Origin of the sequence: Myxococcus sp. SDU36 (assembly GCF_030168875.1) — a bacterium.
Taxonomy (GTDB): domain Bacteria; phylum Myxococcota; class Myxococcia; order Myxococcales; family Myxococcaceae; genus Myxococcus; species Myxococcus vastator.
Genome location: NZ_CP077414.1, coordinates 4,362,698 through 4,374,847, shown reverse-complemented (window position 1 = coordinate 4,374,847; position 12,150 = coordinate 4,362,698). Strand labels below are relative to the sequence as shown.

The 12,150-nt window shown below is 70.1% G+C and carries 10 protein-coding genes; 6 read left to right on the top strand and 4 right to left on the bottom strand.

Features of this window, described 5'->3' with window-relative positions:
• Positions 1 to 32: 32 nt before the first annotated feature.
• Genes KGD87_RS17160 through KGD87_RS17150 form a run of 3 tightly spaced genes read left to right on the top strand, consistent with a single transcriptional unit; the run spans position 33 to position 5,732 of the window.
• Positions 33 to 2,534 (top strand): type VI secretion system Vgr family protein, encoded by a 2,502-nt coding sequence (locus tag KGD87_RS17160; RefSeq protein WP_284668478.1) that lies wholly within the window; start codon positions 33 to 35, stop codon positions 2,532 to 2,534.
• A gap of 48 nt (positions 2,535 to 2,582) precedes the next feature.
• Positions 2,583 to 4,592: an amidohydrolase family protein gene (locus tag KGD87_RS17155; RefSeq protein ID WP_284668477.1), complete on the top strand. Its 2,010-nt coding sequence runs from the start codon at positions 2,583 to 2,585 to the stop codon at positions 4,590 to 4,592.
• 12 nt (positions 4,593 to 4,604) lie between these two features.
• On the top strand, positions 4,605 to 5,732 hold the full coding sequence (locus KGD87_RS17150) for a hypothetical protein (protein ID WP_284668476.1): 1,128 nt from the start codon (positions 4,605 to 4,607) through the stop codon (positions 5,730 to 5,732).
• 9 nt (positions 5,733 to 5,741) lie between these two features.
• Here the strand turns inward: KGD87_RS17150 and KGD87_RS17145 are convergent, their stop codons facing one another.
• The 3 genes from KGD87_RS17145 to KGD87_RS17135 all read right to left on the bottom strand — a co-directional run bounded on the left by KGD87_RS17145 (position 5,742) and on the right by KGD87_RS17135 (position 8,875).
• Entirely contained in the window at positions 5,742 to 6,857 is a 1,116-nt protein-coding gene (locus KGD87_RS17145) for a glycerate kinase (RefSeq protein ID WP_284668475.1), read from the bottom strand.
• Positions 6,858 to 7,071: 214 nt separating this feature from the next.
• Positions 7,072 to 7,560, bottom strand: a complete 489-nt coding sequence (locus tag KGD87_RS17140; protein ID WP_284668474.1) for a YkgJ family cysteine cluster protein — start codon at positions 7,558 to 7,560, stop codon at positions 7,072 to 7,074.
• Between the two features lie 10 nt (positions 7,561 to 7,570).
• Positions 7,571 to 8,875: a class I SAM-dependent rRNA methyltransferase gene (locus tag KGD87_RS17135; protein ID WP_284668473.1), complete on the bottom strand. Its 1,305-nt coding sequence runs from the start codon at positions 8,873 to 8,875 to the stop codon at positions 7,571 to 7,573.
• A 29-nt stretch (positions 8,876 to 8,904) separates the two neighbouring features.
• On the opposite strand from KGD87_RS17135, the gene KGD87_RS17130 reads away from it, so the two are divergent.
• The gene (locus tag KGD87_RS17130) at positions 8,905 to 9,435 is read left to right on the top strand and encodes a hypothetical protein (RefSeq protein ID WP_163787655.1); all 531 of its coding nucleotides are present in this window, start codon (positions 8,905 to 8,907) and stop codon (positions 9,433 to 9,435) included.
• A 51-nt stretch (positions 9,436 to 9,486) separates the two neighbouring features.
• The gene (locus KGD87_RS17125) at positions 9,487 to 10,050 is read left to right on the top strand and encodes an FxsA family protein (RefSeq protein ID WP_284668472.1); all 564 of its coding nucleotides are present in this window, start codon (positions 9,487 to 9,489) and stop codon (positions 10,048 to 10,050) included.
• A gap of 15 nt (positions 10,051 to 10,065) precedes the next feature.
• Here the strand turns inward: KGD87_RS17125 and KGD87_RS17120 are convergent, their stop codons facing one another.
• Complete coding sequence (locus tag KGD87_RS17120; protein ID WP_502888029.1) at positions 10,066 to 11,166, bottom strand: acyltransferase family protein; 1,101 nt, start codon at positions 11,164 to 11,166, stop codon at positions 10,066 to 10,068.
• 120 nt (positions 11,167 to 11,286) lie between these two features.
• Here KGD87_RS17120 and KGD87_RS17115 point away from each other — a divergent pair, with 120 nt between their 5' ends.
• Positions 11,287 to 12,096 carry a YfiM family lipoprotein gene (locus KGD87_RS17115; protein WP_284668470.1) on the top strand — a complete coding sequence of 270 codons (810 nt, stop codon included), beginning with the start codon at positions 11,287 to 11,289 and terminating at the stop codon, positions 12,094 to 12,096.
• Positions 12,097 to 12,150 lie beyond the last annotated feature (54 nt).

The window sequence follows — 12,150 nt, the reverse complement described above, 5'->3', positions numbered from 1 at the left end:
CTGGGGACCTCCGCGTCGGTGAAGGGGGAGTCATGGCCGCTCAGTTCAATCCGCCTGCGTTCACGGTGCAGCTCGGCTCACACGGCGCTGATGCGCTGAGTGTCTCGGGCATTTCCGGCACCGAGGCGTTGAGCCACCTGTTCGACTTCCGGGTGGACTTCTTCGCCAAGGATGGCGAGCCCATCGCCACCAGCGAGCTGCTGGAGCAGGACGCGCTGCTCACGCTCGCCATCCGCGACAGCGCGCCGCGCTACGTGCATGGCTGGGTGCGCGAGGTGGAGTCGCTGGGCATGAAGACGGGCCGCCGGCGCTACCGGGCGCACGTGGTGCCCCGGCTGTGGCGGCTCACCCAGCACCACCGCAGCCGAATCTTCCAGCAGAAGTCCGTGCCGGACATCCTCAATGCCGTCCTGGGAGAGGCGGGCGTGAAGACGCGGCTGGCCTTGTCCGGCAGCTACGCCCCCCGCGAGTACTGCGTGCAGTACCGGGAGAGCGACTTCGCCTTCCTCAGCCGCCTCATGGAGTGGGAAGGCATCTTCTACTTCTTCGAGCACGCCGAGGACGGGCACACGCTGGTGCTGGGAGACAAGCCCAGCACGCACGCGCCGCTGCCGCAGGGCCTGCAGCTGCCGCTGCGTCCCAGCCTGGGCAAGGAGGTGGTGGAAGGCGAGTACCTCTCCGCGCTGGAGGTGGTGCACCGGCTGCGTCCCGGCGCCGTGCACCTGAAGGACTACGACTTCGAGAAGCCCAGCCTGGACATCTCCGGCAAGGCGCAGGCGCCCGAAGGTGTCACGGAGCTGGAGCTCTACGACTACCCGGCGGGCTACGTGGCGCCGGGCGTGGGCAAGGCGGCGACGAACGTGCGCACGGAGGCGGCCAGCATGGGCGGGCGCACGCTGATGGGACAGGGCGTGGCGCCGCGCCTGACGCCCGGGTACCTGCTGGAGGTGCAGTCGCCGGAGGACGGCACCTTCGCGGGTGAGTACCTGGTGACGGAGGTGGTGCATTCAGGCACGCAGCCGGACGTCAGCGCGGGCAGCGAGGCGATTCAGGGCCTGTACCGCAACCAGTTCCAGCTGCTGCCCAAGGCGGTGCCCTACCGGCCCCGGCGCCTGACGCCGCTGCCGCAGCTCGCGGGCCCGCAGACGGCCACGGTGGTGGGCCCCGCGGGTGAGGAGATTCACACCGACGCGCACGGGCGCATCAAGGTGCAGTTCCACTGGGACCGGGAGGGCAAGCGCGACGAGAAGTCGTCGTGCTGGGTGAGAGTGGGCCAGCCGTGGGGCGGCCCGGCGTGGGGTGACGTGTGGCTGCCGCGAATTGGCCAGGAGGTGGTGGTGCGCTTCCTGGAAGGCGACCCGGACCGGCCGCTGGTGGCGGGGGCCGTGTACAACGGCACCAACACGGTGCCGTATGGCCTGCCCGCGGAGAAGACGAAGTCGACGCGCAAGAGCGCCTCCAGCCTGGGCAGCGACGGCTTCAACGAGGTCCGCGTCGAGGACGCGGCGGGCCAGGAGGAGGTCTTCACCCACGCGCAGAAGGACGAGGACCTGCTGACGGAGAATGACAAGGACCAGCAGGTGACGGGCTTCGAGGACCTGCTGGTGAAGAAGGACCGCGAGCGCACGGTGGAGGGCAACCAGGAGCTGCGCGTGGGCCTGGACGACGTGGGCGTCGTCGAGCAGAACCAGACGCTGCTGGTGCAGGGCAACCGCTCCACCCGGACGACGCTGTCCCACGACGAGGAAGTGGAGGGGAACCAGACGATGACGGTGGGAGGCAACCTCACCGCGCTGGTGCTCCAGGGCGCCATGGAGAACGTGGGCGCCGCGAAGGCCACCACCATTGGCGGCGTCTACAGCGTCAACGTGGCGCTGGCCTACAACGAGGCCACCGGCGGCGCGCGCGGCCTCGAGGTCGCCGCCGCGCACACCGAGCACGTGCTGGGCTCGCGGCAGGAGACGGTCGCCAAGGACAAGACGGTGGACGTCGGCGCGGACTGGGACTTGCGCACCAAGGGCCAGCTCACGCTGACCATCGGCAAGGACTGGGAAGAGGACATCGGGAAGACCACCGGCATCTACGTCACCGAGGCCATGGCGGGTCTGGCCAAGAAGTTCGAGCTGAAGGCAGACACCTTCTCGCTGCTCGTCGGGGACAACCTCATCTTGAAGATGGAGAAGTCCGGCAAGGTGACCTTCGCCCTCAAGACGCTCACCGTCGACGGCAAGGAAGTGAAGATCAAGGGCGGCAAGGTGAAGATGGAGGCGGCCGGTTCGCTCAAGAGCGACTCGCGCGAGGCGAAGGCGCTGGAGCACTTCAAGGACCCGGACCCCGTCAACGTCGAGTTCAACCTCAAGGGCGTGGACGGCAAGCCCATCAAGGACCAGCTTTTCGAGCTGCACATGCCCGACGGCAGCATCAAGAAGGGCCGCGTGGACGGGAGCGGGAAGGGCGTGGTGGAGAAGGTCCCGCCCGGCGACTACCGCGTCGTCTTCCCGGAGATGTCAGGCCGCATCAACAAGGGTTCCTGAGCCGTACCTGCCCGCGCGGGCACACGCGCCATTTCGGATAGGCCAGCGATGGAAACGTACGTCGTCAAGGACGGGGACTCCCCCGACTCAATCGCGCAGAAGTACGGGTTCAAGGAATGGAAGCTCATCTACGAGCATCCGGACAACGGAGGCCTGCGCGCCACGCGCGGCGCCAATGAGGTGAAGGCGGATGACCGGGTCATCATCCCGGACATGCCGGAGAACCAGGTGACGGCCGGCGGGCCGCAGAACCTCATCGCCACGTCGGGGACGCCGCTCACCCTGCCGCCCGTCCACTTCGACGCGCACATGCACATCATGAGCGGCAACTGCACGCCCATGCCCGCGCTGGTGCAGATGATGAAGGACAAGGGCCTGGGCTTCCTCATCGGCACGGGCACCAGCCGCACGAAGATCAACCGCCTGGGCTTCTGGGCGGCGAAAATCCCGTTCGCGCCCGACATCGGGGATGTGTCCCACCGCGACACGCACCGCATTGGCGAAGAGGCCGTGCGCTCCAATGACAGCCTCGCCCAGGACCGGACCGGCTACGCCGCGGATGGCATGGGCAACGTGGAGGAGTACACCATCCCCGCGCCCCTGCGGGCCTATGCGTCCACGCAGGGCCACGCGGAGGCCAGCGCTTCCTACATGGGCATGTCCATCGTCCTCACCATGGACATGGACTACTGCCACCTGGCTGGCTACCAGGGCGACCCCATCTATACCGAGGAGGAGACGGAGTCCGGGCCCGGCATTACCTATCGCTGGCGCACGAAGTCCGACGACCTGGGTGAGAAGATTGTCGCGAAGTCCGACGAGGCGGACCTCCACGAGACGTGGAGCCGGCAGCTCCGGCACACCGAGCAGGTGACGGCGGAGCACCCCTTCCGGCTGCTGCCGATGTATCACTTCGAGCCGCGCCGCTTCATCAAGAACGGCGACAAGGCCGCGCCCTTCAAGAAGGTGGTGACGGCCTCCCAGGCCGCGCCCTACATCGGCTTCAAGATGTACAGCCCGCAGGGCTACATGCCGAAGGAGCGCCACGCGCCGGCGAAGGACATCCTGAGCTGGTTCTTCTCCGAGTGCGCGTCGAAGGACATCCCGCTGATGACCCACTGCACGCCGTCGGGCTTCTACACGCACGAGCGGCGCTTCTACCTGGACCATGAGCCGGACGAGGCCATCCGCAAGGACCCCAAGTACTGGCCCTCGCAGGAGGCCATCGCCGCCGCGGACGCGAACATCACCAAGGCGCGCGACTACGTGACGGAGCTGGAGGCGAGCTGGAAGAGCCACCTCCCGCTGGTGCTCCGCCGCGCGCGCAACGGCGTGGAGGACGCCATCGAGGCCAAGGAGAAGCTGCTGAATCCGGGCCGGATGCGCTACTTCTACGAGAACTACGTGCACCCGGAGGCGTGGCGCCCGGTGCTCAATGACAACCCAAACCTGCGCTTGTGTCTGGCGCACTTCGCCAGCGATGGCACCTTCTGGGACTTCCGCAAGGGGCTCACCGTCAAGCAGGACAGCCAGAAGGTCCAATACGACAAGAGCTGGATTGGCTCCATCGTCGAGCTGTGCGACGAGTTCCCCAACTTCTACACGGACATCTCCTATCTGGACTTGATGGAGAAGCAGAAGTGGAAGCTGCTCGCTGAAATCCTCAAGTCCAGTCCGTGGATGCTGAAGAAGGTCATGTTCGGCACCGACTGGTACATGATTACCGCCGAGCCCGTGGAGTACGCGGCCTGGTACAGCCGGACGATTCGTGGGCTGGAGTTCATCCAGAAGGAGCTGCCGACGCAGGTGAACCTCTTCACCCAGTTCGCCATCGTCAATCCCATGCGCTACTACCGCATGATGGAGGTCGCCCCGAAGATGAAGGAGGGCCTCAAGGCGCTCCAGGAGAAGCTCAAGGTGACGGGCGCTCCGGTGGACAAGCTCGAGGACAACTTCACGACGCTGATGCGCCTGCAGCACCCGCTGGAGCAGATTGACAAGGCGGGCGGGCTGGCCAGTGGCCCCATGCTGTTCTCCGCGACCACGAAGGCGAAGTAGGAGCGCCCGCCCATGGAGCCCAACAAGGACCCCTTCCTGCTGACGCCCGGGCTGCCCGCGCCCGCGGCGCCCGTGCGTCAGGCCTCGCCGTTTCCCTGGAACCAGGTGGCGCTCGTGTTTCCGGCGCCCGTGCCGGATTCGGTGGCGGTGCTCACGCTGAACGACAAGCTCTGGCGGCTGGAGCTGTCCGGCCCCGAGGTGCGCCGCGTCGAGGTGGACGACGAGTACCTGGAGCAGGTGTCCGGGGGCGAGCTGCACGCGATGCTGCCGCCGTCACCCACGCACCTGGCGTACCTCCAGACGCGGCGGCTGGTGCTGTACGACCTCAAGTGGCAGCTGGCCAAGACGTGGTCCATGGCCGGGCGTCTGGAAGAGGTGGCCAGCCGCGGCGCCTGGGTCTCCCACTCGCCGCAGGTGGTGGCGGTGGAGCTGGAGGACACCACGCACTACGTCACCGAGGACCGCATCGACTTCCGGCTGCGCACCTGGCGGCTGGACGGCGACAAGCGCGTGCAGCAGGGCTCGCTGGAGCTGGGCTCCGTCGTCGGCGCGGTGAAGTGGGACGCGGGCGCGGGGCTGGTGGCGGTGCAGAAGCCCGGCGCGTCGCTGGAGCTCTACGGGCCGGATTTGGCCAAACCCCAGCCGGAGCACCCGCTGGCGCTCGCGCTGCGCAAGCTGGTGGTGGATGGCCTCGCGGTGCAGTCGCTGCGTCTGCATCCCTCGTTGCCGGTGGCGCTCGTGGCCCTGGGCCGTGATGTGGCGCCGAAGCGGGAGGAGGGCAAGGAGAAGCCCGAGGACCCCGGCATCTGGCGCGTGTCGTGGGAAGGCGCGCCCGCGGTGACGGTGCGGCTGGCGCGATATGCGTCGGGTGAATCGGTGACGCTGGGCTCGCTGTCACCCGAGGGTGACTGGCTCTACTACCGCGTCCTGAACAGCGCGGGCCGCAACCCGCACCTGTACGTGCAGCAGGTGGGCGCGGCCTTCAAGCCGCCCCTGGCGCTGGGCGCCGTCCCGGAGAAGGGCGCGGCGCTGCTGTGGACGGGTGGGGCGCCGTCGCTCGTCATGTATGACGGGACGAAGGACGCGCTGGTGCACTGGAAGCTGGCGGGCGCGTCACCGGCGAAGCCTGGCTCGAAGTGACGGCGCGGCTCAGCGTCCCTTGAGGCGCTGGGCGGCCCAACGCGCGGCGGCCTCGCACAGCACCTTCGAGGCCGCTTCGCCCGGCTGGGCGTGGGCGCTCAGCTCCACCACCTCGTGGAAGAGGTCCAGCGCCAGGCCCTCATCCCGCTGCACCTGTCCGGCGAAGAGCACCACCGGCGTGCCCTGCTCGCGGGCCAGCCGCGCGATGCCGCCCGGGCCTTTGCCCAGCGCCGTCTGCCGGTCGAAGCGGCCTTCGCCGGTGAGCACCACGTCCGCCATCAACACGCGTCGCTCCAGGCCCAGCGCGCGTGACACCAACTCGTAGCCGGGCACCAGTCGCGCGCCCGCGAGGGCCTGCAGGCCAAAGCCGAAGCCGCCCGCCGCGCCCGCGGCGGGCCAGCCCGCGGACGTGTCCCCCAGCACGGTGGCCGCGTGTGCCAGCGCCGCCTCCAAGGCTTTCACGCCGGCCGCGTCCGCGCCCTTCTGCGGACCGAAGAGCCGCGCGGCTCCGTCTGGCCCCAACAAGGGAGACGTGACGTCCGTGGCGCCCAGCAACTCCACGGCGCCCAGGCGGGGATGCCGGCCACTCGCGTCCACGCGGGCGAGCTGGGCCAGCGCCGCGCCTCCCGGGGCAAGCGGCTGTCCCCGCGCGTCCAGGAAGCGGAAGCCCAGGGCGCTGAGGGCCCCCGTGCCCGCGTCCGTGGTGGCGCTGCCGCCCAGGCAGACGATGAGGCGCTCGCAGCCCGACTCCAGCGCCGCGTGCATCAGCTCGCCCGTGCCGTAGGTGGACGCCTTCAAGGCCTCGCGAGCCTCGGGCGCCAGCAGCGACAGGCCGGACGCGGCGGCCATCTCCACCACCGCGGTGCGTCCGTCCTCCACCAGGGCCCAGTGCGCTTCCACGGGCGCGCCCAGCGGCCCACGCACCACCTGCTGACGACGCTCGCCACGCAGGCCCGCCAGCAGCGCTTCCACGGTGCCCGGCCCACCATCCGCGAGCGGCGCCACGTCCAGCACCACTTCCGGCGAGGACTCGCGGAGGCCGCGAGCCATGGCTTCGGCCGCTTCCGCGGCGGACAGCGTTCCCTTGAATTCTTGCGGTGCGACGAGCCAGCGAGGAGAAATCACGATGAAGGGTTCGGCGCTTTCCGGGTTTTCAATGGAACTCCAGAAGGCCAGGGGACCCGTACCGCGTCCTTCGCCTGTGAGAGTCCCCACCCCTGGCATACCACTCCCAGCGTCATTCCCACTCCTGGGGTCATGCGTGATTCATCACTTCTGTGTATCAACGGGACGTCCGCGCCTTGAATTCCTGCATAGGCTTGAATTGAAAAGATGCAATTCAAGCTTTCGTGGTCCCGTGCCAGGCCTCCGCATGCCAGTCCAACAGGGGGCGCGGCGCCTTCAGCGAAGGGGCCACGCGCTGGGACACACGCTCCAGCCGCTCCAGCAGGGTGGCCACCGTCTCCGCGGGTTGCCGCGTGGGGCCTTGGATGCGCTGGCAGAAGAAGGTCCGGCAGCCGAAGGGCCGGTCCGCGTACACCGAGCAGCGCAGGCCCGTGGCGTCCAGGTAGGGACAGCCGCCGTCCGCGCGAGGCGGCGGCAGCGGGCGCCCTCGGGACAGCAGCTCCCACTCGGGCTCCCACAGCCAGGGCTGGCGCTTCGTGACGGCCAGCTGGCAGCACTCGCCGCTGGCCGGGCAGGAGTAGGGGGCGTAGGCCGCGTCCGCCTGGCGGTAGACGGCGCGCACTTCCTTCAGCGCGCGCTCCCGTTCGCGGGTGCCCCCCAGGGGCGCGTCGTCCTCCTCGTCGTCCCAGTCCCGCGTCCGCATGGGCGTGGCCTCAAAGCACCCGGAGCACGAAGCACTTCAGGTAGCGCGTCTCACGCAGGTTGAGCAGCACGGGGTGGTCCCGGCTGGCGCCGCGGCGCTCGATGATTTGCACGCGGCGGCGGGCGTCCGCGGCGGCGGAGGCGAGCATGTCCTCGAAGGCCTGCTCGTCCACATGGTACGTGCAGCTGGCGGTGATGAGGATGCCGCCGGGCCGCAGCAACTGCATGGCGCGGAGGTTGATTTCCTTGTACCCGCGCACCGCGGCGGGGATGGCGTCCTTGTTCTTCGCGAAGGAGGGCGGGTCCAGGACGATGGTGTCGAAGTGCTTGCCGTCGTCCACCGCGTCGCGGAGGAAGTCGAAGGCGTTGGCCACCACCACGTCCAGGTTGCTCAGCTTGTTGGCCGCCGCGTTCTCCCGAAGCTGCGCCGAGGCCGCCTCGGAGATTTCAATCGCCGTGACGTGCCGGGCCCGCGTGGCGAGCTGGAGCGCGAAGCCGCCGACGTAGGAGAAGCAGTCCAGCGCCTCGCCGTGGGCGTAGTGCGCGGCCATGACGTGATTCTCGCGCTGGTCCAGGAAGGCGCCCGTCTTCTGGCCCTCCAGCAGGTCCGCGCGCATCTTCACCAGGCCCTCGTCGAAGGACACCGGGCCGGGGTGCTCGCCGCGCAGCACGCCCTTCTCCGGGGTGAGGCCCTCCAGGTTGCGCACGCCCACGTCGGAGCGGTTGATGATGCCGCGCGGGTTGAACTGCGCCTGGAGCAGGTCGGCGATGAGCGCCTTGCGCTGCTCCATGGCGGGGACCAGGAACTGCGCGCTGAGGTAGTCGCCGTAGCGGTCCACCACGAGCCCGGGCAGGCCGTCCGCCTCGCCATGCACCAGCCGGTACGTCTTCTCCCCCGGGAGGGCCAGCTGGCGCAGCCGGTCCGCGGCCAGGAGCCGCTCACGGAAGAAGTCCGCGTCCACCGCGACGTCGTCGAAGGAGAGCCAGCGCAGGGAAATCTTCGAGTGCTTCGAATAGAAGGCCTTGCCCAGGAACCACCCCCGGGTGTCCGTCACGCGCACCACCTCGCCGCCGGGCAGCCCGGGGTCTCCATTGAGGTCCGCGCGGTAGATCCACGGGTGGCCGGCCTGCCAGCGCTCCACGCCGCGGCGCACCAGCGACACCTGGGGGAGGCCGTCCGGGCCCAGCTCCGGCGAGGTGCGGTCCGGGGCGGGCTTCTCGGGGCGGGCGTGGGGACGGCCCCGGCCCTGCGGAGGGGGGCCCGAGGGCCGATTGCCGTTTCGGCGCGGGGAGGGGGGCTTGGAGGAGGTGGACATGGCGTTCGCGGCGTATACTCGCAACCCGCGTGAGATACGAGTTGCTCCTCCAGACGATGACGCCGGGCTCGCCCTACGAGGCAGCGCGGGTGGATGCCCTCCTTTCCGAGCGAGGAGTGGTCGCTCGGCAGGATGGTGTGCGCAGGTGGTCCTTCAAGAACGGCGACGTCGACATCGGCGAGCTGCGTGAGGGGGGCCAGGTGGTGGCCACCGAGCTGCGCGTGCCGCTGTCGGACCGCCCCGACCTGATGCGCGAGGCCGTGGAGGCCGCGGCGGCCCTGGCCTCCGAGGCCGGCGTCCGGCTGGTGGACCCGCAGCTGGGCCGCGCGCTGACCAGCAAGGACGACGCCGGGGTGATGGAGCAGTACGTCCGGACGGCGCGCTACGCGGGCGAGGTGGCCGGCGTGCCTGACGCGATGGGTGCGGGCAGCTACGCGCTGGAGACGGAGGGCTCCCGAGGCTTCCAGCTCTCCACGCGCATGGTCCTCATCGCCATGGGCATCTTCGTGGTCCTGTACCTGGTGGTGGACTCCCTGGTGGGCCAGCTCGGCGGGCGCTGACGCGGTGGCGGAAGACGGGCACGGCCCCTCTCGAAGGGTTACCTTGGGAGCGTGTTCCGCTCCCTCCTCCTCGCCCTCATCGTGGTGCCGTTCCTCGAGCTCTACCTGCTCCTGGTCATTGGCCGGCAGATAGGGCCCATGCCCACGCTGGCCTGGGTGCTGGTGTCCGGCCTGGTAGGCACCGCGCTCTCCCGAGGGGAGGGCAGGCGGGTGCTGCGTCACTGGCGTGAGTCCATGGCGCGCGGCCAGGTGCCCGAGGAAGGCATCCTCAGTGGCGTGCTGGTGCTGGCCGGCGGCGTGCTGCTCGTCATCCCCGGCGTCATCACCGACGTCGTGGGGCTGTTGCTCCTGCTGCCGCCCGTGCGGCGCCTCATCTCCGCGCGCGTGCGGCGCACCCTGGAGCGCAAGGTGTGCGACGGCTCGATGCACGTCACGACCTTCGGCGGCGGCTTCCACGCCTCCGTGGGCGGCCCCTTTCCCGGAGACCCCGCGCCGCGTTCGCCGCGGACCGGAGTCCTGGAGCCGGACGCCGGCGACACCGTGGCCCGCCGGCCCCAGGGCCCGCAGTCGGAGGTGGACGCCGAGTTCACCGAGGAGGAGCCCAGGCGGAGCTGACGCGCCGCCCGGACGTCAGCTCCCGCGCGGCCCCAGGCTGCCCACGCTGGCCTCCAGCGTGGTGGAGCCGGTGCGCCACGGCCGGGCCTGGTCCCTCAGCCACGTCCCGAGCCGGGCCACCAGGGCGCACGCCACCAGCAGCGACACGCCGATGCCCAGTCCCTCCGGAAGCGTCAGCGTCTGGCCCACGCGGCTGGACAGGCCCGCGTAGCTGGACCAGCCGTACACGATGGGCAGGTGCAGTACGTAGACCCACAGCGACAGGCGGCCCAGGGGCGCCAGCAGGCCGCTGACCTTGCGCGGCAGGATGTTGACCGCGCCAAGCACCATCATCCCCTGGCCCACGCGGTAGGCCACCAGCCACGCGCTGGCGGGGCCCCAGTCCTGGGGCTGCGCGCGCATGAACCAGAAGAGCCCGCTGCCCAGTATCAGCAGCGCCAGCCCCTGGGGCACGCCGGGGCGGAGGGTGCCCAGCAGGCTCGCGGCCACGGCGCCCGCGAAGAAGTAGCTGGCCCAGGGGAAGAAGGCGAAGCGGCTGGTTTCGCCCGTGCCGATGAGCTGGGTCAGCGGCCCGGGCAGGCCTTCGCTCATCGCCCGCACGCTCACGCTCACCAGCGGAATGCCCACCGCCACCGCCACCAGCATCACGGTGCGGCCCCAGCGCCCCGGCGTCACCGCCAGCAGCGTGGCGCCCGCCAGGAGGGCGAAGCCGATGCACTGGAGCGCGTCGAAGACGAACACCTTCGTCAGCATCTCCTCGGTCAGCCCCAGCTTGATGACCGTGGACCAGCCGGGCCAGTGCATGAGGTAGCCCAGGAAGATGAGCAGCAGCGCGCGGCGCACCCGTTTGCCGTAGGTGTCCCGGGCCGCCGTGGGCTTCGTACCCAGCGCGGCGACCACCGCCCACCCGGCGACCATCAGGAACAGGGGCGCGGTAATGCCTCGGCAGGTCCAGTAGTGCTGGACCCACACGTCCGCGCGCACGGCTGGCGACAACACCGCGTCCAGCGTGTGGCCAATGACCATCGCCATCACCGCGAGCCCGCGCGCGCAGTCGAGCCCGGGGTGGCGGGGGTCTCGTCGCTGGAACGTGAAGGCAGGGCCGAGTTGACTCACGAGGTCCCCAGCATAGGTCGTGACTCGGGCCACGTCTCGAAAACGCATGAAGCCGCCAGCGCCCCCCTTCACGCAGAGGCAGGGCACCCTGACGGGTCGTGTGGTGCTACAGGGAAGGACATGCGCCTGCATGCCCTGCTGCCCAGCCTGCTGTTGCTTGTCTTCCTGGCGCCTCTCGGCGCGCGCGCCGCGTCTGGAGATGCGTGGTTGGGGCCGGACAAGCCCAAGCACTTCGCCGCGTGTTTCGTGCTCGCGGGCGCGGGGTACGCCGGTGGCGCGCTGGTCTTCGACAGCCCTCACGCGCGCTGGCTCACCGGCGCGGGGCTCGCGATGGGCGCGGGGGTGGGCAAGGAGCTCTACGACCTGGGGCGCGGGACGACGTTCTCGATGAAGGACCTGACGTGGGACGCGGTGGGCACGGCGTCCGGGCTCGCGGTGTCGTACGTGGTGGACCGGCTCGTCTTCCGCCGTGACGACACGCCGTCCCTGGTGGCGCGGGCGCGGCTACGTCGCCCCGTCACGCTCCGCCTCCACGTCGCTGGGGACAAGGTCCTGCCGAGCGGGCTCGCCCCGCGCCTGGCGTTCGACGAGCTGTACCAGCTCCTCTCGATGCAGCCTCGGGTCCACCGTCACCAGGGCGCCGCCGCGGCCGGAGGCGCTGGAGACGAGCACGGTGACCTTGCCGCGCGGGCACTGGTTCATGCAGCCGGAGGGGCGCACGCGGACCCGCTCCCCCAGGCCGCGTTCGGTGAGCGTGCCTTGGAGCCAGCGCGGCAGGTCCAGGCCTCCGGCTCGGGCGCCGCCCTTCATCAGGCACTTCCGGCAGACGAGCACCTCCACGTCCTCCGCCGGGCCACCGCCGCTGTCGTCCCGCATCCGTCCTCCGTCGTGTCGTTGATGCCGCTCGATGCGCCGCGCGCCCGGCCCTGAGGCACAGGCGCCCTGTTGGCCGAAGCACGCACGGCGGCCTGAGACTGGGAGGTA

What these genes read in the sequence shown, in the direction of transcription:
- KGD87_RS17160 (WP_284668478.1), top strand. Translation starts at nt 33, where the DNA reads ATGGCCGCTCAGTTCAATCCGCCTGCGTTCACGGTGCAGCTCGGCTCA.
- KGD87_RS17155 (WP_284668477.1), top strand. Translation starts at nt 2,583, where the DNA reads ATGGAAACGTACGTCGTCAAGGACGGGGACTCCCCCGACTCAATCGCG.
- KGD87_RS17150 (WP_284668476.1), top strand. Translation starts at nt 4,605, where the DNA reads ATGGAGCCCAACAAGGACCCCTTCCTGCTGACGCCCGGGCTGCCCGCG.
- KGD87_RS17140 (WP_284668474.1), bottom strand. Translation starts at nt 7,560, where the DNA reads ATGCGGACGCGGGACTGGGACGACGAGGAGGACGACGCGCCCCTGGGG.
- KGD87_RS17135 (WP_284668473.1), bottom strand. Translation starts at nt 8,875, where the DNA reads ATGTCCACCTCCTCCAAGCCCCCCTCCCCGCGCCGAAACGGCAATCGG.
- KGD87_RS17115 (WP_284668470.1), top strand. Translation starts at nt 11,287, where the DNA reads ATGCGCCTGCATGCCCTGCTGCCCAGCCTGCTGTTGCTTGTCTTCCTG.